This is a genomic window from Enterococcus sp. GC34 (assembly GCF_040886645.1).
GTDB classification, from domain to species: Bacteria; Bacillota; Bacilli; order Lactobacillales; family Enterococcaceae; genus Enterococcus; species Enterococcus faecalis.
Genome location: NZ_JBFOEF010000006.1, coordinates 35,109 through 59,449, shown reverse-complemented (window position 1 = coordinate 59,449; position 24,341 = coordinate 35,109). Strand labels below are relative to the sequence as shown.

Sequence of the window (24,341 nt, the reverse complement as noted above, 5' to 3'; positions counted from 1 at the left end):
ATACTAGTTTAGCTGATATTGACAAAAATTACAAGAGGGAGGACGAAAATAATGAAATTTGAGCAACGAATGTCCCAACAACAAAAACAAGTCCAGAAGTTGGCCATGACTCAACAGCTTCAACAATCCATTCAAATTTTACAATTTAATACGGAAGAACTCGCTGCCTTTGTTGAAGCGAAAGCACTAGAGAATCCATTAATTGATTTACAAGTAGACACGCAGTACACCACAGATTTTCCGATAACTAGTCGTTCTTACACCAACCAAGACGAAGAAAATAATTATATGAATCAAATTCCAGACTATCATTTATCATTATTTGAGTCTTTAATTGATCAAATTCATTTGAATTACCGCGATACATACTTGCGAACATTGGTTTTGTTTTTAGTAGAATATATAGACGTGAATGGTTATTTAACGATTTCGTTAGAAGAAGCGGCAGAGAAAACCGAAGCAAGCGCCATTCAAATGCTAGATGCATTAACTTTGTTACAACAGCTAGATCCAGCAGGTGTGGGGGCACGCAATTTACAAGAATGCTTGATGCTACAAACAGAACGAGACGATACCGCGCCTAATTTAGCGTATATTTTATTGGAGGAAGAGTTTGATGCCTTAGTGAGTCGTAAATGGGGCCCGTTAGCTAAAAAATTTGGGATTGAATTAGCAGAAATTCAATTGATTTTTGATTATATACAAACGTTATCGCCAGCGCCAGGGAATATTTTTGATGCGACCGAGGAATTGTATATTCGACCAGATTTAACTGTCCGAATCAAGGAAGATCGAATAGTGGTGATTTCCAACAAAGCTGGTCGACCGACATTAAATTTTCAAGAAAATTATTTCAAACGAATGCAAGAGACTGACGACAAAGAAGTCCAAGAATATATTAAGGATAAGAAAAACGAATTTGAATGGTTAGAGCGCGCAGTGAATCAGCGGGGGGATACAATTTTACGTGTAGGGCAAGAAATTGTGCGCCGTCAAGAAGCCTTCTTTTTAGAAGCAGATCGGCCATTAAAACCAATGACTTTAAAAGAAATTGCGGATGCTTTGTCTATTCATGAATCGACAGTTAGTCGTGCGGTCAATGGAAAATATCTAGAAACCACGTTTGGCGTCTTTGAATTGCGCTCATTCTTCTCCACAAGTATTCTTTCATCAGAAGAAGATGGCGAGGATGTCTCAACAACAATGGTTAAAAAGCAACTACAAAAATTAATTGATGAAGAAGTAAAAAGTAAACCGTTATCTGATCAAAAATTAGTCGAGCGATTAAAAGATTCAGGCATGGAAATATCCCGGCGAACGGTGGCAAAGTATCGTGAAGCCTTAGGGATTCCATCTTCATCTAAACGAAAACGATATGAGTAAACAACCAAAGCTTATGAGTGATTTTCATAAGCTTTGGTTGTTTTTTTAAATTTAAAAAATGTTGGTTTTTTGAATTGTAAAAAAAGCCTAAAGGAGACAAAGTTTGCTTGCCATTTCCTAGGAAAAAACGTATATTAAAGTTACTTGCTTCTTTAAATAAAGGAAAAGAATAATTTTATAGAAAAGTTGGAAAGCACAAATGAATCAGACAGCAAATAGCAAGAAAAAACGCTATATTACAGGTTTTGATGGCATTCGGACGATCGCTGTAATTGGCGTGATTTTGTATCACCTTTTTCCCCAAGTCATGCGAGGTGGCTACTTAGGTGTTCCGATTTTCTTTGTTGTTTCAGGTTATCTTATTAACGACTTGTTGCGGCAAGAATGGGCAGAAAATCAGACCATTGATTTAAAAGGATTTTATGTGCGAAGGATGAAACGGCTGTATCCAGCATTAATTGTGATGCTTTTAAGTGCAGTTAGTTATATTACACTCTTTCAGCAGGATTTATTAAACAATATTCGCAGCGTTGTCGCTAGTAGTGTTTTTTATTACAACAACTGGTGGCAAATTTTTAAAGGGTTTTCTTATTTTGATGGATTTGCGACACAATCGCCATTTGTACATATTTGGTCATTGGCAGTTGAAGCGCAAAATTATTTAATTTGGCCATTACTTTTTATTCTTCTGGAACGCTTTGTTCGTAAACGCGGTCGAATTTTCAGTTTAGTTTTAATCGGCGCCTTGATTTCGGTGACGTTGATGGCCGTTTTATATGTTCCTGGCGCAGATCCTACACGTGTCTATTATGGAACAGACACACGTGTTTTTTCTATTTTACTAGGTAGTGCATTGGCGTATGTTTGGCCAAGCACACGTTTGAAAGAAGAAATTCCAGAAGCCTCTAAAAAAATCTTAAATGGCGCTGGGTTAAGTGCCTTAGTTCTTTTAGTATTAGCCTTTTTAACATTATCAGATCATACAAATTTTGTTTATTATGGCGGCATGTTTTTAATTAGTTTGGCAGCCACTGTCTTAGTGGCCGTCACTGCACATCCAGGGGCAGATATGAATCGTTGGTTAACGAATCCAGTCTTTACGTGGATAGGTAAACGGAGTTATGGCATTTACTTGTATCAATTCCCCATCATGATTTTTTATGAGGCCAAAATTAAGACCTTATCGGACCATGTTTTTCTACATTCATTGGTTGAAATAGCATTAATTTTAGTAGTGAGCGAATTATCATATCGCTTTATCGAACATCCACTGACACGATTGTCTTATAAGGATGTCTGGACTCAATTCACTGAGTTCTTACGGAAACCGTGGGACCTTCGTGAAAAAGGGACAATGGCCTTTATGACAGTGATTAGCGTGATTGCAGTATTCGGTTTAATTGTGGCCCCAGCAAACGCTAAAAGTGCGCAACAAGAGCAACTAGAAAAAAATATTGCGAAAAATCAGCAAAAAATTGAAGAACGTAAAAAAGAAGTCCAAGAAAGTGGCACGAAAAATAGTAGCACGTCCACAAAAAGTAGTACAAAACCGAGTGAAAGCCAAGACGTTCTACCCACACAACTCACCCCAGAGCAAGTAAAAAAAGCGCAGAATTTAGAAATCACAACTATTGGTGATTCTGTTATTCTAGATGGTGCTAGCGGTTTACAAGATATTTTCCCTAAAATGATTATCGATGGGGAAGTGGGCCGTCAATTGTATAGTAGCATTTCACTAATTGGTGAACTAGACAAAAAGAAAATGCTCAAAGATACTGTTTTAGTGAGTTTAGGTACGAATGGTCCTTTTACAGAGGCACAATTTGATGAATTTATGAAAGCGTTAGGTAATCGAAAAGTTTATTGGATTAATGTTCGCGTTCCAACTAGAAGATGGCAAAATCAAGTGAATAGTTTACTTAGTCAAATGGACAAAAAATACGATAACTTAACGGTCATTGACTGGTTTAATTATAGTAACGCCCATGATGATTGGTTTTATGATGACCGAGTTCATCCAAATGTGGCAGGTGGCGAGCAATATACACACTTTATCGCGGAGAAAATTTTACAGTAGCAAGAAACTTCCAGCTCAGATGAAAGGGGCTGGAAGTTTTTTGTTATAGGAAAAGCAAATATAGGTAATTTAATGATTTTCTTGAAAACCTAAGCTTTTTTTTTAGATATCTGGTATACTGTTTTTGTTACAAGTTCCCGAAAGGATTTAGCAAGTAATTGTCGTTACTGGCTAAAGATGCCTTGTAACCGAAACTATTTAGGGGGAATAACATTATGGCAGAAAGACATTTATTTACATCAGAATCCGTTTCAGAAGGACATCCAGATAAGGTAGCTGACCAAGTCAGTGATGCAATTTTAGATGCGATTTTGGAAAAAGATCCGATGGCCCGCGTGGCATGTGAAACATCCGTAACAACTGGTTTAGTCCTAGTATTTGGAGAAATTTCTACAACAGCTTATGTAGATATCCAAAAAATTGTTCGTCAAACTGTGAAAGATATTGGTTATACACGAGCAAAATATGGATTTGATGGAGAGACTGTCGCAGTTCTTGTAGCAATCGATGAGCAATCACCTGATATCGCTCAAGGGGTTGACGCAGCCTTAGAAGTGCGTGATCAAGATGAAAAAGACGATATTGGCGCTGGTGACCAAGGCTTAATGTTTGGTTTTGCCGTTGACGAAACACCAGAATTAATGCCATTACCGATCGCGTTAAGTCATCGTTTGGTTCGCCGTTTAGCAGAATTGCGGAAGGAAAAAGTCTTACCTTACTTACGTCCTGATGCAAAATCTCAAGTAACAGTGGAATATGATGATCAAGGTCAACCACAACGTGTGGATACGATCGTCATCAGTACACAACATGATGATGAAACAACCTTAGAACAAATCGAAAAAGATATTAAAGAACAAGTAATCAATGAGGTGATTCCTCATGAACTTTTAGATGATGAAACAAAATACTTTATCAACCCAACTGGTCGCTTTGTAATCGGTGGCCCTCAAGGAGATGCCGGCTTAACTGGTCGTAAAATTATCGTTGATACTTATGGCGGTTATGCTCGTCATGGCGGCGGTGCTTTTTCTGGAAAAGATGCAACCAAAGTTGACCGCTCTGCTAGTTATGCTGCGCGTTATATCGCGAAAAACATTGTTGCTGCTGGTTTGGCGAAAAAAGTAGAAGTCCAATTAGCTTATGCAATTGGTGTGGCGCAACCAGTGTCTATTTCTATTAATACGTTTGGTACGAGTGATCTTCCAGAAAGTAAATTAATCGAAGCAGTTCGTAAAAACTTTGATTTACGTCCAGCAGGTATTATTGAAATGCTAGATTTACGTCGCCCAATTTATAAACAAACTGCGGCTTATGGTCATTTTGGTCGAACAGATATTGATTTACCTTGGGAACAAACAGATAAAGTTGAAGCGTTAAAAGCTAGTTTAGCTGAATAATTAAATAAAAAAACAAGAAGTCAGCCAATACTTGGCTGACTTCTTGTTTTTTTGCAATAATTTTTTTATGAAAAAGCATTTTTTTAAGACATTTTGTTCTTTTTTGTATAGAATAGCTATGGAGCAATTTAGAAAATTGACAATTGAATAGAAAAGGATGTGAACAAATGGCAAAAGAAACAAATGTTAAGTTAGTCACGGTGAGTGTTTTTGTGGCAACATTTATGACAGCCATTGAAGGGACCATTGTGTCTACTGCGATGCCAACGATTGTCGGCTCGTTACATGGCATGGAAATTATGAACTGGGTATTTTCAATTTATTTATTAACGAATGCGATGTTAACACCGATTTATGGGAAACTTGCGGATAAAATTGGTCGTAAACCTGTCTTCATGATTGGCATTATCATTTTTATTTTGGGCTCCTCGTTGTGTGGCATTGCTCAAGATATGTTGACTTTAATTATTGCCCGCGCAATTCAAGGTGTGGGGGCAGGCGCAATTTTACCAGTTGCGTTAACAATTATTGCCGATATGTATACATTGGACAAGCGAGCGAAAATTTTAGGTTTAAACAGTGCCGCCTGGGGAATTGCTAGTATTTTTGGTCCGTTAGCAGGTGGTTTTATTGTAGATACAGTCGGTTGGCATTGGATTTTCTTCATTAATGTTCCTATTGGACTTGTTTTATTGGGCTTGATTAGTATTTTCTTAGTTGAACCAAAGCGGGAACGGACCAAGATGCCAATGGATATTTTGGGCAGCGTTACTTTGATGGCCGTGTTGCTAACGTTATTGCTAGGTTTTCAAATGATTAGCGATAATGGTTTTGCACTAGTAACATTTGGTTGTTTGAGTTTAAGTGTGCTCTTTTTTGTAGCGTTTGTGATGATAGAAAAACGCGCGCAAGACCCAGTGATTGATTTGCATTTATTTAATCAACCAACGTTTGTTTTAGTGAATCTTATTGCGGCGCTTATTAGTGGTTTCTTAATGGGGATTGATGTCTACATTCCGATGTGGATGCAAGGTGTCTTAGGAAAAAGTGCAGGAATTGGTGGCTTAGTTTTAGCGCCTATGTCGTTACTATGGATGGCTGGATCATTTATAGCAAGTAGCTTTATGGAAAAATATGCTATGAAAAAAGTTTTAACGATTGGGTTATCGATTCTATTAGTCGGGGCCATCTTTTTAGTGGTAATGCCAATGGCCGTTCCGTTTTGGCTTTTCTTTGTAGTGTCTTCTGTCTTAGGAGTTGGTTTTGGGATTACTATCACAACGACTACGGTGACCGCACAAAGTACAGTGGAGCCTGAAAAAATGGGGGTTGCAACATCGTTTAATACGTTGGTGCGTACAATTGGGCAGACTGTGATGGTGTCAATTTTTGGTGTGATTTTAAATGCAGGAATGTTTGCAAAATTGGAAGCGAGCGCGTTAAACGTCGATGCAGATGTCATGAATCAATTAGTGAATCCACATACTGCAAATTTAATTCCAGCTGCGTTGTTAAAACCATTACGCGGTATCCTCTATGCAGGTCTGCATAATGTTTACTTAGTCGGTGCGGGCTTAGTTGTTGTTGCTCTTTTGTTAAATATTTTCGCAAAAGCGCAACGAGCGAAGGTTTAGTGGTACACTAATAGAAAGAGTATTGGAGGGAAAAGTAGATGGCCTTTTTACAAGCAAATATTTATTCAAATGTATTGGAAATGGAAGTGAATGTGAACGTAATTTTACCACAAGAAACGGTAAAAAAAGTGGGCACAAGTACCCAAGCAGCATTGACAGATATTCCCGTGTTGTATTTATTACATGGGATGGGAGGAAATCACAGCGTCTGGGCTCGCAGAACCTCTATTGAGCGGTATGTCGCTGATTTGGGGATTGCTGTCATTATGCCGTCCACGGATTTAGCTTGGTATACGGACACGCAATACGATATGAACTATTGGACGTTTATCTCAGAAGAATTACCGAGAATTTGTCATCAACTCTTTCCACAGTTAAGTACAAAACGAGAAAAAACCTTTGCTGCTGGTTTGTCAATGGGTGGTTATGGCGCCTTGAAATTAGGCTTAGCGAAACCAGAATCTTTTGCAGCTGTTGCTTCTTTGTCTGGGGCAGTTAGTTTATCATCCACTAGTTTTGGGGAATTATTAAAAGTCCGTAAGCGAAGCTATTGGGAAGGTATTTTTGGCCCGTTAGATCAAATTGAAGGTTCCATTCACGATCCGCTGTATTTATTACAACAATTAGTAGAAAGCCAAACAGAAATGCCCCAATTTTATCTTTGTTGTGGGGAGCAAGATATGTTACTTTCTGCTAATCAACAGATGGCTCAAGCGTTGGAACAGGCACAGGCAAGTTACACTTTTGAAACTGGACCAGGAGAACATGACTGGGTGTTCTGGGATGAATGGATTCAAAAAGCCTTGGCTTGGCTACCAATACCAAAATAGAGAAAGTAGTTTTCGCTATTTATTTTAAAAGTTAACCCTTGGTCCGTCAGTCATTTCGACTGACGGACCAAGGGCTTTTTTTATTTAGATGAAGAGGTGTTGTCTGCTTGCAACCCATCTAAGTAGGTTTTAACAGCTTGAATAAAGGCGGATTTTTGGTGAATGGAGCGCCGAAATTGAATGCTTTCCTCCATGTATGTTAACCCATTGTCGGAGACATATTGTTTCATGTGCAGCACCTGTTCTTTTAAATAGTCATCTCCGTTCAACACTTGCGAAACGAGCTGTTTTTCCTCCGTTGCGTCCATAATCATCCCAAATAAAAGATGTTGTAAAGACGTTACTGCTAAATGAGTCATTTCTGGTGAAAAACCTGCTTCTCTTAAAATGCCCATCATTTGATTCAAATGGCGTAATCGTTGGGGATAGGCAGGGACGGTTTGGATTTCGATGGCTACGGCACAGGGAAATTGTTGATAGAGATCATAATAGTTTTCCATGAAGGCCAGTAAGTCAGAATACCATTCACCACATAATACAGGTTCTTGAAAGTGCTCTTCAATCGCTTCAGCCATACTTTGAAGTAAGGCTTGCTTATTTTTAAAATACCAATAAATTGCGGGCGCCTGTACACCAAGCTGTTTGGCGACTTTACGCATAGAAAGTTGTTCTAAAGTGGGACTTTTTTCTAACAAAGAAAATGCGGCTGCAATAATCGTGTCTTTTGATAATTTCGGTTCCATGATTTTAGCTCCTATTAAACGTTATCTTCGTAAGTTTATCAAAAAGAAGGTACACTTTATGATAGGAAAAACTTGTGAAAAATTAACTTGTTCGCTTGTATTTTACCACTAAAAATGGTAAATTATGAATCGGCCTTATTTTACAGTGTTAAATTGGTGAAGTCAATGAGCAAATTGATTTTTTTGTAATGGGGAAGAATTCGCAGACCAACACTGAAGAAGCAGGGAACTATTTTAAGAAAGTAGGGATAAGATGGACCTTATTATTCAACACGCCAAAAAATACAAAGGCTCGGTAGTTATTGCCTTGTTGGCGGTGATCGTAATGGTTGTCTCAGCACTTTGGCAACCAAAATTGTTACAACAAGTGTTGGAAGCAATTATGAATGATGATAGCGACAAAATGAAAAACTTAGGGATTCAATTAATTGCCATTGCAGGATTAGGACTCGTTGCAGGGGTTATTAATACAATTTTTTCTGCCAAAGTTGCCCAAGGTGTCAGTGCTGACATTCGTGAAGCAACTTTCCGCAAAATCCAAACCTTTTCATTTGGCAATATCGAAAAATTTTCAGCAGGTAACTTAGTTGTTCGTTTAACAAATGACGTTACTCAAATTCAAAATGTCATTATGATTGCGTTGCAGACACTTTTTAGAATTCCTTTTTTATTTATCGGGAGTTTTATTTTAGCGATGCTAACCTTGCCACAACTATGGTGGGTGATTGTTGCACTTGTCATCGCAGTTATTTTGATTTCTATGCTGTCCTTTTCGCAAATGGGCAAGCATTTCATGATTATTCAAAACTTGATTGATAAGATTAATGGTATCGCAAAAGAAAATTTGTTAGGCATTCGTGTCGTCAAATCATTTGTTCAAGAAAAAAATCAATTGTCACGTTTTACAAAAGTGAGTGAAGAATTAACCACCCATAACTTAATCGTAGGTAGCTTATTTGCTGTGATGATTCCAGCGTTTATGTTGGTGGCGAACTTAGCTGTTGTAGGCTCGATTTTCTTTGTGAGTAACTTAGTCAAGGACGATCCAACTTTAATCGGTGGTGTCGCTTCCTTTATGAACTATTTAATGCAAATCATGATGGCGATTATTATCGGCGGAATGATGATGATGATGACTTCTCGTGCCGCTGTTTCCATTAAGCGGATTAAAGAAGTGATGGAAACAGAACCAGATGTTACTTACAAAAAAGTCCCAGAACAAGAGTTAATTGGTAGTGTTGAGTTTGATCACGTATCTTTCCGTTATCCTGGGGATGAAGAAGATACCTTGAAAGACATCTCTTTCTCTATTCAGCCAGGTGAAATGATTGGGATTGTGGGCGCAACTGGCGCTGGTAAATCTACATTGGCACAATTAATTCCACGTTTGTTTGATCCAACAGAAGGAAAGATTGAAGTTGGTGGTGTCGATTTACGAGAAGTGAACGAACACAGTCTACGAAAAACAGTTTCCTTTGTGTTGCAAAAAGCAATCCTGTTCTCTGGAACGATTGCGCAAAATCTACGCCATGGTAAACGTGACGCTTCTGAAGCGGACATGGAACGGGCTTCAGGCATCGCCCAAGCCAAGGAATTTATTGAAAAATTAGCAGAAGGTTATGATGCACCCGTCGAAGAACGAAGTAATAACTTTTCTGGTGGACAAAAACAACGGTTATCAATTACTAGAGGTGTGATTGGTGAGCCTAAAATTTTGATTTTAGATGATAGCACCAGCGCGTTGGATGCTCGTTCGGAGCGGTTAGTCCGAGAAGCGTTGGATAAAGAGTTAAAAGAGACTACCACGATCGTTATTGCCCAAAAAATTTCTTCTGTTGTCCATGCAGATCGTATTTTAGTATTGGATAATGGACGTTTAGTCGGGGAAGGCACGCATGAAGAATTAGCAGCTACGAACCCCGTGTATCAAGAAATTTACGAAACTCAAAAAGGAAAGGAGGAAGCTTAATGACTGATTTAATAAAAGCTAGTAAATTTTTCTATCATTATTTAAAACGTTACAAAGTTTCTTTCCTCTTTATTTTCTTAGCAATTTTCGCAGCGACTTATTTACAAGTCAAAGCGCCGCAATTCGTTGGGGAAGCTATTCAGGAATTAGCGAAATATGCGGTTAATGTGATGCAAGGAAAAGACGATAAAAGTGCGTTCGTTTCTGTCATTTGGAAACTACTCATTTTTTATGTCTTAACTAGTGCCGCTAGTTTCATTTATAGTATTCTCTTTACACAAGTCGTGGGGAAATCGACAAACCGCATGCGGATTGGTTTGTTTAACAAACTAGAAAAATTGACGATTCGTTTCTTTGATTCTCATCAAGATGGTGAAATTTTAAGTCGTTTTACTAGTGACTTAGACAACATTCAAAACAGCTTAAACCAAGCGTTGCTACAAGTATTAACCAATATTGCCTTATTGGTTGGTGTCTTAATCATGATGTTCCGTCAAAATGTGGAACTGGCATGGGCCACAATTGCTTCTACGCCGATTGCGATTTTAATTGCGGTCTTTGTGATTAGCAAGGCGCGCAAATATGTCGATTTACAGCAAGATGAAGTGGGTAAATTAAATGGCTATATGGATGAAAAAATTAGTGGGCAACGTGTGATTATCACTAATGGCTTACAAGAAGAAACCATTGACGGCTTTTTAGAGCAAAATGAAAAAGTCCGTGCCGCTACGTATAAAGGTCAAGTGTATTCAGGATTACTTTTCCCAATGATGCAAGGAATGTCATTAGTCAATACGGCGATTGTTATTTTCTTTGGTGGTTGGTTAGCAATCAATGGCTCTGTTGATCGTGCCGCTGCGTTAGGTTTAGTCGTTATGTTTGTCCAATATTCCCAACAATATTATCAACCATTAATGCAAATTTCTTCAGGTTATAGCATGATTCAATTAGCTGTTACAGGCGCTCGTCGTTTAAATGAGATGTTTGATGAACCAGATGAAATTCGTCCCGAAAATGGCGAAAAATTAGAAGAGATTAACAAAGCTGTGGCTTTAAATCATGTTGTTTTTGGCTATAATCCAGAAACGCCTGTGTTGAAAGATGTTTCTATTCATGTGGATAAAGGTGAAATGGTCGCTTTAGTCGGACCGACAGGCTCAGGAAAAACAACGATTATGAATTTAATGAATCGCTTTTATGATGTGAATGAAGGCGCCGTGACGTTTGATGGTGTGGACATTCGTGAAATGGATTTAGATAGCTTGCGTTCACATGTAGGCATTGTTTTGCAAGAGTCCGTTCTATTTTCAGGAACAATTCGTGAGAATATTGCTTTTGGTAAGCCAGAGGCCACGGATGAAGAAATTGTTCAAGCAGCGAAACAAGCGAATATCCATGAATTTATTGTAAATCTTGAGCAAGGCTACGATACTGAGATTACGGAAGAGAATAATCTTTTCAGTACGGGACAAAAGCAATTAGTAAGTATTGCACGAACGATTATTACCAATCCAGAATTATTAATTTTGGATGAAGCAACAAGTAATGTTGATACAGTAACAGAAGCCAAAATCCAAAAAGCGATGGACGAAGCAATTAAAGGGCGCACCAGTTTTGTAATTGCCCATCGTTTGAAAACGATTCTAAATGCGGATCGGATTATTGTTTTACGAGACGGTGAAGTCATTGAAGAAGGCAACCACCATGAACTAGTTGAACAAGATGGATTCTATGCGGAACTTTATAAAAATCAATTTGTTTTTGAATAAGTTGAAAGAGGTCGGAACAGAAGTGTTTAACTCCGAGAAATAAGAAGGAATTTCCGAAAATTGTTCTATAATTTTTGGAGAATTTCGGCTTATTTCCGAAGGAGTTGCTTCTGTTCCCGCCGTTTATCAATTTTTAAGCCTGGAACAAAAATTCAAAGTGATTTTTGTCCTAGGCTGTTTTTTCTATGCTAAATAGAAAAAGGAGATATATCAATGGGGAAAATGAGGAATGTACGACAATTACGGCGCACGTTTTTGGTGCTAAATACTTTATTTGTACTGAGTGTATTCAGAGAAAATCAATGGACAAAATCGGCACTACTTTTTTGGTTTTTGGCTAATAGTTTTTTATATGGACTGCAGTGGTTGATTTATCTTGGGGGCGAAAAAGGCTGGCTGACACATCTGCAGCGGTGGTATTATTGCGCGGTTCTTCTCCAAATAGTAGGCACATTGATTGTATATTTTTCGTTTTTTGTATAAAGGTCTCTCGTTTCTTGCCGGAGAATATGCTAAAATAAAAAGCAGCAGGGGGCGAGAAAACCATGGAAAAGCCAAATAAACGCAAAGCTGATTTAGAACGTACACGGCAAATTATTTTGTCTGTCGCTTCTGAATTATTCATGACAAAGGGGTTCAAAAATACCTCCACTCGTGAAATTGCTTTAAAAGCGAACATTACCCAACCGAATCTCTATCACCATTTTAAAAATAAAAAAGAACTGTATTTAGCTGTGATTGAAGAATTAACGTCCCGTGTTCAGGAAGAATTAGTCCCAATTGTTTCTGGAAATGCATCAGTAGAAGAAAAACTTTATCAATTAATCAAAGTTTTGTTAGATGAACATCCGACCAATCTTTTCTTAATGTTGAACGACATGTTTCAAGAAATGGGCCCTGATTACAATCGTACGCTGTATCAAATTTTCAAAAAAACCTATATCAATAATATTGCGGCTATTTTTGAAAGTGAACCTGAAACCAATTGCTTACAAGAGGGCATCAGTGTAGATGATGCAACTCGGTTTATTTTATATAACGTTAGTGCATTATTAAGTATTGAAAAAACGTACCAGCGAAAAACAGTGGATGACGATGTCAAAAAATTCATTCAATTTATGCTACATGGCGTTCTGAAAAGTCACAAATAAAAAATAGAGAAGCCCTGTTGAAAAACAGACTTCTCTATTTTTTTGTAAAATTCACTTATCAATCGATAAATAATTATTGATTTATCGATTGATAAGTGATATAGTTTATTTCGAAAAGAAGAAAGAGGTGAACCATTCATGTTTTTAGGATTTAATGAAATGAAGTATTCAAAAGGACGGTACGTCCTTGTAGTCTTAGTAATGGTCTTGATTGCTTGGTTAATTTTTATTTTGTCAGGTTTAGCGAACGGTTTAGCTCAAGGAAATCGTTTAGCCGTAGATCAATGGCAAGCGAATCAAGTGGTTTTATCAAAAGAGGCCAATAGTAATTTAAATGTATCAGTGTTAGATGAAAACGTGAAAGAAACGATTTCAGGAGGCAAAATTGCACCGATTGGTCAACAGTCGTTAGCTATCCGCCCAGCAGATGACAAAAAGGCTGAATTAACGAATGTTAGCTTATTTGGGATTGAAAAAGAAAGTTTTTTAATGCCAAAAGTGATTGAAGGAAACGCATTTACTGATAAAAATCAAGTGATTGCTTCAGAAACATTGAAAAATCAAGGATTTAAAATTGGCGACAAATTAACTGCAGGGAAATATGATGAGCAATTAGAAATTGCCGGCTTTATTTCTAAAAGTAGCTATAACATTGTGCCGGTTATTTACACTTCTCTGGATACTTGGCGGTCAATTAAATATGGTGACAATCCAGCAATGGCCAAAATGGTTAATGGTTTCATTGTTCGCAGCAAGGACAACGCGGAAGTTAAAACGACTAATAAAGACAGCCAAGTTCTTTCAATTTCAGATTTTATTGAAAAACTGCCAGGATACAGCGCTCAAAACTTGACCTTGGATGGCATGATTTATTTCTTGATTGTGATTGCAGCGTTCATTATCGGTATTTTTATCTTTGTGATGACTTTACAGAAAACAGCAATGTTCGGTGTCTTAAAAGTTCAAGGGGTACCGACTAGTTTCTTAGCAAAGGCAGTCATGCTACAAACCGCTTTATTGGCTGTTCTAGGCGTGGCGATTGGTCTTGCTTTAACGGGAATTACCGTGCTCTTTTTACCAGAAGCGATGCCTTATGCAACTAATGGACCACGCATGATTTTGTTTAGTGTACTATTGATTTTATCTGCATTAATTGGCGGGGCATTTTCAATTCGAACGATTGCTAAAATTGATCCGTTAATCGCGATTGGAGGTTAAAGACATGGCAAATGTTTTAGAAATGAAAAATATTTATAAAAAATATGGTGAAAAACATACAGAAGTGATCGCGTTAAAAGAATTATCTTTTGCGGTTCAGCCAGGTGAATTTGTCGCAGTAATTGGTCCTTCTGGTTCTGGTAAAAGTACCTTTTTAACGATTGCAGCTGGTTTACAGGCACCGACAAGTGGTGAAGTCATTGTTGGCGGGCAATCACTAAATAAGTTAACGAAAAAACAACGTTTGGCGCAACGTTTTCAAAAAATCGGCTTTATTTTACAAAGCTCTAATTTGGTGCCATTTTTAACAGTGGAAGATCAATTTCACTTAATTGAAAAAGTTGATAAGTCACGTAAAAATAGTGAATTAAAAGAGCAATTGTTAGAGACGTTGGGTTTAAAAGAATTACGAAATAGTTATCCTCGTGATCTCTCTGGTGGGGAAAGACAACGGGTAGCCATTGCGTGTGCATTGTATCATGAGCCAGACGTAATTTTGGCAGATGAACCAACGGCTAGTTTAGATACAGAAAAGGCGTTTGATGTTGTCCAATTACTAGCGAAAGAGGCCAAAGAGAAAGATAAAGGGATTATCATGGTGACACATGATGAGCGTTTGTTGAAATACTGTGATCGAGTGGTTCGTATTCGTGATGGTGAATTGACAGAGTAACAAAACAAATAAAAGAGAACATGATCAGATTGCTGGAGACAATCCGATCATGTTCTCTTATTTCTTTTCAATACAGAAAAGAACAGGTGGCTGATTTTTTTGATTGATAAACTCATAACGTAAGACACTGTAAACATCTTGTGGTAAGGCTTGCGTGTAATTCGTGACCAAATCAAGTTCCTCTGAACCACCTTCGTGGCCATAATAAACGACTAAAATAATGCGACTTCCTTTTACCAAATGAGGCAGTAACCCATCTAACGCCTGTTTAGTCGTAGCGGGTTTTGTAATAATTTCCTTATTACTTTTAGGTAAATAGCCTAAGTTAAAAATAGCGGCAGTGATTTCTGTTTCTTCATCTAGGACAGCATGAAGATGTTCATGTCCTAATGGAAATAACGTAGTTTGTGGGAGTAAATTAAGTTCTGTTAACTTTTGTTCTGTATTGATCAACGCTTCTTTTTGGATATCAAAGGCGAAAACTTCACCAGAAGGGCCAACCAGCTCTGCTAAGAATGCTGTATCATGACCATTTCCCATTGTTGCATCAATGACGAAGTCGCCAGGTTCCACCACTTCTTTTAAAAGTTGGTGACTAAAATGTAGGGCTGTTTGTAGCATTAATTGAAAACTTCCTTTCCTGAAATGACAGTATATTTTCCTTGATAACTGTTGCGGCGTTTCATTTCCGCATCAATCGCATTGAGAACTTCCCATTTTTTCAAGCTCCACATCGGTCCGATAATTGTTTCAAAGGGAGCATCGCCTGTCAAGCGATGAATAACAATTTCGGGTGGAATCATTTCTAACTGATCACAAATCACTGAAACATAGGCTTCTTTGCTCATCAATTGTAAGCGTCCTTCATTATAATCCCGCATCATTTTGGTATTTGTCATTAAATGAAGTAAGTGCAGTTTAATCCCTTGGATATCTGAATCCTGAATAGTTCGCCGCACATTTTCGCGCATCATGGCAGGTGTTTCCCCAGGTAGCCCGTTAATTAAATGTGTACAGACCCGAATCCCGTGTTTCCGTAATTTAGCCACACCATCTAGATATGTTTGATAATCATGAGCGCGATTAATGGCAGCGCTAGTTTCCTCAAATGTGGTTTGCAAACCCAACTCTACCCATAAATAAAAGCGTTCATTTAATTCGGCTAAATAGTTCACTACCTCATCAGGCAAACAATCAGGACGGGTACCAATGGATAAACCAACGACGCCTTTTTCATTGACTACTTGTTCAAACCGATGACGAATAACGTCAACGGGCGCATGTGTATTGGTGAAATTTTGGAAGTAAACAATGTATTGATTGACAGTTGGCCATTTTTGATGCATCAATTGGATTTCTTTTTGAAATTGAAGCGGCAGGGGATCGCTAGGTGCAACAATCATGTCGCCTGATCCAGAAACACTACAGAACGTACAGCCACCTTTGGCAACCGTCCCATCACGATTGGGGCAATCAAAGCCACCATCAATTGGCACTTTAAAAATCTTTTCACCAAACTGTTGACGAAGTGCATAGTTCCAAGTGTGATAGCGTTTATTTGGATCATCTGAATAAGGAAAAATTTGCATAATCAAGACTTCTTTCTAGCGTTGTTTGCTTTGAAATCGCCAAACAAAGCGTTTTTCTAAATAAATAGGGTAACTTAATAACAACCAAGCTAAACCAAGACAAAAACCACCTAAGATATCGCTAGGGAAATGGACACCTAAATAGATTCGACTAACCCCAATCATGAAAATCCCAATACCTAGTAAAATTTGCACACAAAGGCGGACCGTTTTATTTTTAATGAAAATTGGCAGAATCAATAAAATAGTGCCGTAGAACAAGGTACTTCCTACAGCATGTCCGCTAGGAAAACTATACGTATGTTCAGTTACTAAATGCTCCAAAGTAGGACGTTGGCGCATAAAGAATAATTTTAATAAAGAATTACCTACGCCAGCAATTAAGGCAGTATTAATAAAGAGCCATAATGCTTCAGCATAATATTTCCAAACAATAAACAGAGCAATGACAACAATCGCTAAGATGATAATCGTCAATGAATTGGCAAATTTGGTGTACCAAATAAAAAAGTTATTTAGCTGTGGAAAAGGACGACGAACAAAGGAAGTAATCGTTTGATCAAAGCCTTTGAGCCAGGTTGGATAAAAACGAACAACATAGCCTAAAAACATAAATACTAAAAGAAAACAACTACCTGCAAATTGATAATAAAGTTTGTTTTTCATAAAAAATCCTTTCAAAATTTAATCGCAACAATCCGTATTATACCATCAAAAGGGTAAAAAATTAAAAGATAATTTCATTGCCTGATTAGAGGGGATACAGATATTAAAAAAGTTCTGGCAGCACAATCTCTCATTGTGGTGCCAGAACTTTTTTAAATGGCGCATGTTTATTGATTATCGTCGTCAGGAGTATCAACGGTAATATCGCCGAATTCGCTAGAAAGGTTAAACTCTGTATCCGCACGACCATTCTTATAAGATGTTCGCTCTTTGTTTAAAAGTTGAACATCGCCTAATTTTGATTCCCCTTTGATTGAAATGTTACGCAAAATTTCTCCAGAATTTACATAAATATCTCCATGGACAAGAGCAACAGTTAATTTTTTAGGCACAGCAGGCATGTCTAAAGAAAAATCACCATTTTCACTTGAAAAGTTAGCTTCTCCTTTGAAATCATAGACGCTAATATCGCCATCTGTCGTTGTTGCTTGGATGTTTCCACGAGCATTTTGCACTCGAATATCACCAGAAGTAGTCGTATTTTTTATTTCATCAAAATAGGCTGAATCCAACGTTATATCGCCGTCAGTGGTTTCAACTGTTGCTGTTTTAGCGGAAGTATCCGCTGAAAGGTAGATACCATCTGAAGAGTTAAGCGTCATTTTTTTGGCTTTAACGCCCGATAGATTGACATAAGAATTTGGTAGATTAGTTGTTAATTCGTCTACGTTAAAAGCATTCAATGAAACTTGTGAATGGGTTGAACCATCAATCACTAACTTTTTCACGTTATTAGGAATCTGGACACTCACGTTCGGTGTGAGGTCACTAAAAATGCCAATATTAAAAAATGACAACTCGGGTTGGTTTTGTGTGCGAGTGGTATTGATGGTTGCTGTTATTTTATTTTTTTCTTCTTTGACATCTAAGGTGCCTTCAGCTTTTGAATAAAAGGCATTATTCGGTGATCGTAATCCCATGTTGTTACTATCAGTTTTATAAATGGTATAAGGGCCTTTGCCTTTTAAGGATAAGTGAAGTTCTTCGCCTGCTTGTTTATTTTTTAGTGTATAACTTTCTTTTAGCGGCGTGACTGATTTTTCCGCTTGCTTGTAATAATAGACGGCGCCAGATCCACCAATTAGCATCGCTAAGACAGCAATGGATAAGAGAATTCCTGTTGTTTTTTTCATTAGATATCACCTCGTAAAACAGCAATGTTCCATTGGAAATAACGCTTAAAGACATGTGCTGAAAATTTTAAAATTGGTAGAAACAGTAACCAACCAATGATTGATGCACCAAATAAAAAGAGACTCATAGATAATTGGAAAAAGGAAGCGGCATTTGCTTGGGTAATAACACTATAAATACCATAAATTGGTGAAAATAAAGTTGCAGCTCCGGCAATGCCACAACCGACGTACATTAAGGCAATCCCTAAAATAACCCAAAACATGAAGAAAAAATTTAAACAGAAAATACCAAGCACTTGGAAAAATCGGGTTAGCGGCCGATGCTGTGGTCGTTGATAGTAAGGAGAATCATTATCATAGTAAAATTCAGATTCTTCTTCATAGGGATGATCATAAGCAGGTGTAGCCGCTGGAATTTCTTGCCAGCCATTATTTTCAATTTTTCGTTCCGTCAATTCGATGCCTTGTTCTTTTAAAATTTCTTCTGCGATAACCCGTGGTTTCCCCAATGATTTTGCCACTTGTTCTTCTGTTTCGCCTTCCGCAACACGAGCATCAAATAACGCCTTGTATTTCGCAAGAATAATAGCTTGATCTTTTGGATTTAATGCTTTTAAATAAATTTTCAGCTCAATAATAAAATGTTCTTTATTCATTCCGCTCCCTCTTTCTACACGATTCATTTCTCATCTTAAACTATAATTTCTTTTTGAGCGAATAACAAGAGGAATTAAAAAAATCAGACTAAGGTAAAGAAGCATCTACAACTAAAGTCGCAGTTTTTTTCCGAGTAGTAACAAGAGAGGAAATCCATGTTAAAAAACATTACTTCTTTACAATCTAGTTACAGTAATATGAAATTTTGTTGAAGTGTTTTTAATTCGCTAGAAAAAAAGGTATACTTGTTATAATAACAAAACTAAAAAATTACATTTACATATAAGTTAAAAAAGGAAAGTTGGGGACGTATCAATGAAGAAAGAATCAATGTCACGTATCGAAAGAAGGAAAGCACAACAAAGAAAGAAAACGCCAGTACAATGGAAGAAAAGCACTACTTTATTCAGCTCGGCGTTAATTGTTTCATCTGTAGGAACGCCCGTTGCGTTACTACCAGTGACTGCTGAGGCAACAGAAGAGCAGCCAACAAATGCGGAAGTTGCCCAAGCACCTACTACGGAAACTGGCTTAGTAGAGACACCAACAACAGAAACTACGCCAGGAACTACGGAACAACCGACAACGGATTCGTCAACAACGACTGAATCGACAACTGAATCATCAAAAGAAACACCAACAACACCAAGTACCGAGCAACCAACAGTTGATTCAACTACACCTGTGGAATCAGGAACGACTGATTCTTCAGTAGCAGAAATCACGCCAGTAGCTCCTTCAACAACCGAGTCTGAAGCAGCGCCTGCGGTTACACCCGATGATGAAGTAAAAGTACCAGAAGCTAGAGTAGCTTCTGCGCAAACTTTTTCAGCGTTATCACCGACGCAAAGTCCTTCAGAATTTATTGCCGAGTTAGCACGTTGTGCACAACCTATTGCGCAAGCCAATGATTTATATGCATCAGTGATGATGGCTCAAGCAATCGTTGAAAGTGGTTGGGGAGCAAGTACGCTATCTAAGGCACCAAACTATAACTTATTTGGGATTAAAGGCAGCTACAATGGACAATCTGTCTATATGGATACATGGGAATATTTAAACGGCAAATGGTTAGTGAAAAAAGAACCTTTCCGTAAATATCCTTCTTACATGGAATCATTCCAAGATAATGCGCACGTGCTAAAAACAACTTCTTTCCAAGCGGGCGTTTACTATTATGCTGGGGCTTGGAAAAGCAATACAAGCTCGTACCGCGATGCAACTGCTTGGTTAACAGGTCGTTATGCGACAGATCCTAGCTACAATGCTAAATTAAATAATGTCATTACCGCATATAACTTAACTCAATATGATACACCATCTTCTGGTGGGAATACTGGGGGCGGAACAGTTAATCCAGGAACAGGCGGTTCTAACAATCAATCAGGAACGAACACGTACTATACTGTAAAATCAGGAGATACCTTGAATAAAATTGCCGCGCAATATGGTGTGAGCGTTGCTAATTTACGCTCATGGAACGGCATCTCGGGTGATTTAATTTTTGTTGGTCAAAAACTTATCGTGAAAAAAGGTGCTTCAGGTAACACTGGTGGCTCAGGCAGCGGTGGTTCTAACAATAATCAATCAGGAACGAACACGTACTATACTGTAAAATCAGGGGATACCTTGAATAAAATTGCCGCGCAATATGGCGTGAGCGTTGCTAATTTACGCTCATGGAATGGCATCTCTGGCGATTTAATTTTCGTTGGTCAAAAACTCATCGTGAAAAAAGGTGCTTCAGGTAACACTGGTGGCTCAGGCAGCGGTGGTTCTAACAATAATCAATCAGGAACGAATACGTATTACACAATTAAATCAGGCGATACCTTGAACAAAATTGCCGCGCAATATGGTGTGAGCGTTGCTAATTTACGTTCATGGAACGGCATCTCTGGCGATTTAATCTTCGCTGGTCAAAAAATTATTGTGAAAAAAGGTACTTCAGGTAACACCGGCGGCTCAAGCAATGGTGGTTCTAACAATAATCAATCAGGAACGAATACGTACTACACGATTAAATCAGGGGATACCTTGAACAAAATTTCTGCACAATTCGGTGTTAGTGTGGCTAACTTACAAGCCTGGAATAACATCAGCGGTAGTTTGATTTTTGCTGGTCAAAAGATTATCGTGAAAAAAGGCGCTAACTCAGGTTCAACGAATACGAACAAGCCTACGAATAATGGTGGCGGTGCGACAACATCTTACACGATTAAATCAGGCGATACGTTGAATAAAATTTCTGCACAGTTTGGCGTGAGTGTTGCTAATCTACGTTCATGGAACGGGATCAAAGGCGATTTAATTTTTGCTGGTCAAACAATCATCGTGAAAAAAGGCGCTTCTGCAGGTGGCAATGCTTCTTCAACAAATAGTGCATCAGGCAAACGCCATACAGTTAAAAGCGGTGATTCACTTTGGGGCTTATCAATGCAATACGGAATCAGCATCCAAAAAATCAAACAATTAAATGGCTTAAGCGGGGATACAATTTATATTGGTCAAACTTTAAAAGTTGGTTAATTTAAGATTGAAAAAAATAGCTATCTTTGGTAACATGAGTCTTATAATAGAAAAAAACAATGAGAAGGAATAGTAGAAAGAACCATGTGATAGAGAGCGTATGGCTGGTGGAAATACGTACAGAAGCTTTTGAACTCGCCTTTAAGTTACTTTTTTGAACAAACCAAGTAGAAAAAGTCGGTGACGACCGTTAAGACGTTTGAGGTTAAGGTGACGGTGATTGACCGTTTCTTTGACGAATTTAGGTGGTACCACGTTGCATTTGTATGTTCACGTCCTATAGGAATTTTTCCTATAGGATTTTTTTTTATCACTAAGTGGCTAGTTTAAGTCAGAATAGTGACAATGGCTGCAGGTGGCAAATTGTAAGAATGAAAAATTTTATATTACTAGGAGGAATAACATGAGCTACAATCACAAAGAGATTGAGAAGAAATGGCAAAAATATTGGGCTAAGAACAATTGTTTCAATACATTGGACGACCCAAATAAAGAAAAATTTTATGCACTAGATATGTTTCCCTATCCATCTGGACAAGGCTTACACGTAGGTCACCCGGAAGGCTATACAGCAACCGATATTCTTTCACGTATGAAACGTGCGCAAGGCTATAATGTGTTGCATCCAATGGGCTGGGATGCGTTTGGTTTGCCAGCAGAGCAATATGCGTTAGATACAGGAAATGACCCAGCTGAATTTACTAAGAAAAATATCGAAACATTCCGTCGCCAAATTAATTCACTAGGATTCAGCTATGATTGGAATCGTGAAATTAATACCACTGATCCTGAATATTACAAATGGACACAATGGATATTTACAAAATTATATGAAAAAGGGTTAGCTTATGAAGCAGAAGTTGCGGTTAACTGGGTACCTGAACTAGGAACTGTTATTTCAAATGAAGAAGTCATTGATGGAAAAAGTGAACGTGGCGGTTATGACGTGGTTCGCCGACCAATGCGTCAATGGATGCTGAAAATTACTGCTTATGCAGATCGCTTATTAGAAGATTTAGAGCTTGTTGATTGGCCAGAAAGTATTAAAGATATGCAACGAAATTGGATTGGACGTTCTGAAGGAGCCAATGTGACCTTTAAAGTCGCTGGCACAGAAGAAAGTTTCACGGTGTTTACAACCCGTCCTGATACCTTGTTTGGTGCAACCTATACTGTTCTAGCTCCTGAACTAGAACTAGTGAAAAAAATTACGACACCTGAACAAACAGCAGCTGTAGAAGCATATATTGAAGAAACCTCAAAAAAATCTGATTTAAATAGAACGGATTTAGCAAAAGAAAAAACAGGTGTTTTCACAGGTGCGTATGCGATAAATCCAGTCAATGGCCAAGAAATTCCAATTTGGATTGGCGATTATGTTTTAGCAAGCTATGGTACAGGCGCAATCATGGCGGTCCCAGCGCATGATGAACGGGATTACGAATTTGCGAAAACATTTGGCATTGATATCCTACCAGTAATCGCAGGTGGCGACATTACAACAGAAGCCTATACAGGTGATGGACCGCATATCAATTCTGATTTTTTAAATGGATTAAACAAAGCAGAAGCCATCGCTAAAATGAATGAGTGGCTAGAAGAAAATCACGTAGGGAAAAAAGAAGTATCTTATCGTTTACGTGACTGGTTATTCTCTCGTCAACGCTACTGGGGTGAACCAATTCCTGTGATCCATTGGGAAGATGGATCAACCACAACGGTTCCTGAATCTGAGTTACCTCTACGTTTACCAGTAACATCGGATATTCGCCCAAGTGGAACTGGGGAATCGCCATTAGCAAACATTGATGAATGGGTCAATGTCGTCGACCCTGAAACTGGTATGAAGGGAAAACGTGAAACGAATACTATGCCACAATGGGCTGGAAGCTCTTGGTATTACTTACGATTCATTGATCCTCATAATAAAAATGAAATTGCTGATTTTGAAAAATTAAAACGTTGGTTACCAGTTGATATCTATATTGGTGGTGCCGAACATGCGGTGCTGCATTTACTTTATGCTCGTTTTTGGCATAAATTCTTATATGATATTGGTGTGGTTCCTACCAAAGAACCTTTCCAAAAATTATACAACCAAGGTATGATTTTAGGAGAAAACAACGAAAAAATGTCTAAATCACGTGGCAATGTTGTAAATCCCGATGATGTGGTGGCTAAATATGGTGCGGATACATTACGTCTTTATGAAATGTTCATGGGCCCATTAGATGCTTCCATTGCTTGGAATGAAAATGGATTAGAAGGAAGTCGTAAATTCTTAGATCGCGTTTGGCGTCTGATTGTTGATGAAGAAGGCAAAATGCGTGACCGAATTACCACAATTAATGATGGCCGTTTAACGAAAGTTTATCATCAAACGGTTAAAAAAGTGACAGAAGATATGGCAAACTTGCACTTTAATACAGCGATTTCTCAATTAATGGTTTTTGTGAATGAAGCCAATAAAGTGGATGCCTTACCTTATGAATATGTGGAAGGATTTGTCCAATTACTTGCGCCAATCGCGCCACATATTGGTGAAGAGCTATGGCAAATTTTAGGTAACGAGGAAAGTTTAACTTATGTCCCTTGGCCAACCTATGATGAAGCGGCTTTAGTAGAAGATGAAGTGGAAGTAGTTTTCCAAGTGAACGGAAAATTACGTGGCAAACAAAATGTCGCTCGTGGGTTAAGCAAAGAAGAATTAGAACAAATTGCAATGAACCATGAAGCTGTTAAAGAATTTATTGAAGGAAAAACAGTGCGCAAAGTGATTGCTGTTCCAGATAAATTAGTAAATATTGTTGCAAATTAAGTTATATGTTTTTATTAAAAAAAGAGCCGGACGTATCAA

At 38.1% G+C, this 24,341-nt stretch carries 18 protein-coding genes, 1 riboswitch and 1 other annotated feature; of the genes, 12 read left to right on the top strand and 6 right to left on the bottom strand.

The features are described 5' to 3' along the window. Positions 1 to 51 precede the first annotated feature (51 nt). From rpoN to AB3I72_RS07385, 5 genes are all read left to right on the top strand, one after another. A complete protein-coding gene (gene rpoN / locus AB3I72_RS07405) occupies positions 52 to 1,383 on the top strand; it encodes an RNA polymerase factor sigma-54 (protein WP_002366210.1) in 1,332 nt (443 codons plus the stop codon). A gap of 199 nt (positions 1,384 to 1,582) precedes the next feature. Continuing rightward, positions 1,583 to 3,460, top strand: coding sequence for an acyltransferase family protein (locus AB3I72_RS07400; protein WP_061101409.1), 1,878 nt, complete (start codon positions 1,583 to 1,585; stop codon positions 3,458 to 3,460). Between the two features lie 122 nt (positions 3,461 to 3,582). Then, positions 3,583 to 3,678: riboswitch (SMK box riboswitch) on the top strand. Then, positions 3,676 to 4,860: a methionine adenosyltransferase gene (gene metK, locus AB3I72_RS07395; RefSeq protein ID WP_061101410.1), complete on the top strand. Its 1,185-nt coding sequence runs from the start codon at positions 3,676 to 3,678 to the stop codon at positions 4,858 to 4,860. (Overlaps the previous riboswitch by 3 nt.) 167 nt (positions 4,861 to 5,027) lie before the next feature. Continuing rightward, positions 5,028 to 6,494, top strand: coding sequence for an MDR family MFS transporter (locus tag AB3I72_RS07390; protein ID WP_061101197.1), 1,467 nt, complete (start codon positions 5,028 to 5,030; stop codon positions 6,492 to 6,494). A 38-nt stretch (positions 6,495 to 6,532) separates the two neighbouring features. Further along, positions 6,533 to 7,324, top strand: a complete 792-nt coding sequence (locus tag AB3I72_RS07385) for an alpha/beta hydrolase family protein (RefSeq protein ID WP_002366213.1) — start codon at positions 6,533 to 6,535, stop codon at positions 7,322 to 7,324. Positions 7,325 to 7,404: 80 nt separating this feature from the next. Here AB3I72_RS07385 and AB3I72_RS07380 read toward each other — a convergent pair whose 3' ends face one another. After that, positions 7,405 to 8,067 (bottom strand): TetR/AcrR family transcriptional regulator, encoded by a 663-nt coding sequence (locus AB3I72_RS07380; protein ID WP_002383043.1) that lies wholly within the window; start codon positions 8,065 to 8,067, stop codon positions 7,405 to 7,407. A 253-nt stretch (positions 8,068 to 8,320) separates the two neighbouring features. Here AB3I72_RS07380 and erfC point away from each other — a divergent pair, with 253 nt between their 5' ends. From erfC to AB3I72_RS07355, 5 genes are all read left to right on the top strand, one after another. Then, positions 8,321 to 10,036: a multidrug ABC transporter ATP-binding protein/permease ErfC gene (gene erfC, locus AB3I72_RS07375; RefSeq protein ID WP_002355662.1), complete on the top strand. Its 1,716-nt coding sequence runs from the start codon at positions 8,321 to 8,323 to the stop codon at positions 10,034 to 10,036. Next, entirely contained in the window at positions 10,036 to 11,805 is a 1,770-nt protein-coding gene (gene erfD, locus AB3I72_RS07370; protein WP_002358756.1) for a multidrug ABC transporter ATP-binding protein/permease ErfD, read from the top strand. The genes erfC and erfD overlap by 1 nt, the downstream gene beginning before the upstream one ends. A 545-nt stretch (positions 11,806 to 12,350) precedes the next feature. Further along, positions 12,351 to 12,956 carry a TetR/AcrR family transcriptional regulator gene (locus tag AB3I72_RS07365; protein WP_002355664.1) on the top strand — a complete coding sequence of 202 codons (606 nt, stop codon included), beginning with the start codon at positions 12,351 to 12,353 and terminating at the stop codon, positions 12,954 to 12,956. A 138-nt stretch (positions 12,957 to 13,094) separates the two neighbouring features. Then, positions 13,095 to 14,174 carry an ABC transporter permease gene (locus AB3I72_RS07360; protein ID WP_010707811.1) on the top strand — a complete coding sequence of 360 codons (1,080 nt, stop codon included), beginning with the start codon at positions 13,095 to 13,097 and terminating at the stop codon, positions 14,172 to 14,174. 4 nt (positions 14,175 to 14,178) lie between these two features. Beyond that, a complete protein-coding gene (locus AB3I72_RS07355; protein ID WP_002363221.1) occupies positions 14,179 to 14,847 on the top strand; it encodes an ABC transporter ATP-binding protein in 669 nt (222 codons plus the stop codon). Between the two features lie 57 nt (positions 14,848 to 14,904). On the opposite strand, the gene AB3I72_RS07350 is transcribed toward AB3I72_RS07355, so the two are convergent. The 5 genes from AB3I72_RS07350 to AB3I72_RS07330 all read right to left on the bottom strand — a co-directional run bounded on the left by AB3I72_RS07350 (position 14,905) and on the right by AB3I72_RS07330 (position 18,981). Next, entirely contained in the window at positions 14,905 to 15,468 is a 564-nt protein-coding gene (locus tag AB3I72_RS07350) for a class I SAM-dependent methyltransferase (protein WP_002355667.1), read from the bottom strand. Next, a complete protein-coding gene (locus AB3I72_RS07345) occupies positions 15,468 to 16,436 on the bottom strand; it encodes a TIGR01212 family radical SAM protein (RefSeq protein ID WP_353974424.1) in 969 nt (322 codons plus the stop codon). Before AB3I72_RS07345 ends, AB3I72_RS07350 begins: the two co-directional genes overlap by 1 nt. A 15-nt stretch (positions 16,437 to 16,451) precedes the next feature. Beyond that, on the bottom strand, positions 16,452 to 17,102 hold the full coding sequence (locus tag AB3I72_RS07340; RefSeq protein WP_002355669.1) for a phosphatase PAP2 family protein: 651 nt from the start codon (positions 17,100 to 17,102) through the stop codon (positions 16,452 to 16,454). A 167-nt stretch (positions 17,103 to 17,269) separates the two neighbouring features. Beyond that, positions 17,270 to 18,295 carry a DUF4097 family beta strand repeat-containing protein gene (locus tag AB3I72_RS07335; RefSeq protein WP_010827196.1) on the bottom strand — a complete coding sequence of 342 codons (1,026 nt, stop codon included), beginning with the start codon at positions 18,293 to 18,295 and terminating at the stop codon, positions 17,270 to 17,272. Next, positions 18,295 to 18,981 carry a DUF1700 domain-containing protein gene (locus AB3I72_RS07330; protein WP_002361297.1) on the bottom strand — a complete coding sequence of 229 codons (687 nt, stop codon included), beginning with the start codon at positions 18,979 to 18,981 and terminating at the stop codon, positions 18,295 to 18,297. The genes AB3I72_RS07335 and AB3I72_RS07330 overlap by 1 nt, the downstream gene beginning before the upstream one ends. Before the next feature lie 289 nt (positions 18,982 to 19,270). Between AB3I72_RS07330 and AB3I72_RS07325 the strand changes: the two genes are divergently transcribed. Further along, positions 19,271 to 21,484: an autolysin gene (locus tag AB3I72_RS07325; protein WP_061101192.1), complete on the top strand. Its 2,214-nt coding sequence runs from the start codon at positions 19,271 to 19,273 to the stop codon at positions 21,482 to 21,484. A gap of 50 nt (positions 21,485 to 21,534) precedes the next feature. Continuing rightward, positions 21,535 to 21,767: a binding site (T-box leader), on the top strand. 120 nt (positions 21,768 to 21,887) lie between these two features. After that, positions 21,888 to 24,302 (top strand): leucine--tRNA ligase, encoded by a 2,415-nt coding sequence (gene leuS / locus AB3I72_RS07320; RefSeq protein ID WP_061101191.1) that lies wholly within the window; start codon positions 21,888 to 21,890, stop codon positions 24,300 to 24,302. The last annotated feature ends 39 nt before the right edge of the window (positions 24,303 to 24,341 follow it).

Coding starts and splice junctions, on each gene's coding strand:
- rpoN (WP_002366210.1), top strand. CDS start 52: ATGAAATTTGAGCAACGAATGTCCCAACAACAAAAACAAGTCCAGAAG.
- AB3I72_RS07400 (WP_061101409.1), top strand. CDS start 1,583: ATGAATCAGACAGCAAATAGCAAGAAAAAACGCTATATTACAGGTTTT.
- metK (WP_061101410.1), top strand. CDS start 3,676: ATGGCAGAAAGACATTTATTTACATCAGAATCCGTTTCAGAAGGACAT.
- AB3I72_RS07390 (WP_061101197.1), top strand. CDS start 5,028: ATGGCAAAAGAAACAAATGTTAAGTTAGTCACGGTGAGTGTTTTTGTG.
- AB3I72_RS07385 (WP_002366213.1), top strand. CDS start 6,533: ATGGCCTTTTTACAAGCAAATATTTATTCAAATGTATTGGAAATGGAA.
- AB3I72_RS07380 (WP_002383043.1), bottom strand. CDS start 8,067: ATGGAACCGAAATTATCAAAAGACACGATTATTGCAGCCGCATTTTCT.
- erfC (WP_002355662.1), top strand. CDS start 8,321: ATGGACCTTATTATTCAACACGCCAAAAAATACAAAGGCTCGGTAGTT.
- erfD (WP_002358756.1), top strand. CDS start 10,036: ATGACTGATTTAATAAAAGCTAGTAAATTTTTCTATCATTATTTAAAA.
- AB3I72_RS07365 (WP_002355664.1), top strand. CDS start 12,351: ATGGAAAAGCCAAATAAACGCAAAGCTGATTTAGAACGTACACGGCAA.
- AB3I72_RS07360 (WP_010707811.1), top strand. CDS start 13,095: ATGTTTTTAGGATTTAATGAAATGAAGTATTCAAAAGGACGGTACGTC.
- AB3I72_RS07355 (WP_002363221.1), top strand. CDS start 14,179: ATGGCAAATGTTTTAGAAATGAAAAATATTTATAAAAAATATGGTGAA.
- AB3I72_RS07350 (WP_002355667.1), bottom strand. CDS start 15,468: ATGCTACAAACAGCCCTACATTTTAGTCACCAACTTTTAAAAGAAGTG.
- AB3I72_RS07345 (WP_353974424.1), bottom strand. CDS start 16,436: ATGCAAATTTTTCCTTATTCAGATGATCCAAATAAACGCTATCACACT.
- AB3I72_RS07340 (WP_002355669.1), bottom strand. CDS start 17,102: ATGAAAAACAAACTTTATTATCAATTTGCAGGTAGTTGTTTTCTTTTA.
- AB3I72_RS07335 (WP_010827196.1), bottom strand. CDS start 18,295: ATGAAAAAAACAACAGGAATTCTCTTATCCATTGCTGTCTTAGCGATG.
- AB3I72_RS07330 (WP_002361297.1), bottom strand. CDS start 18,981: ATGAATCGTGTAGAAAGAGGGAGCGGAATGAATAAAGAACATTTTATT.
- AB3I72_RS07325 (WP_061101192.1), top strand. CDS start 19,271: ATGAAGAAAGAATCAATGTCACGTATCGAAAGAAGGAAAGCACAACAA.
- leuS (WP_061101191.1), top strand. CDS start 21,888: ATGAGCTACAATCACAAAGAGATTGAGAAGAAATGGCAAAAATATTGG.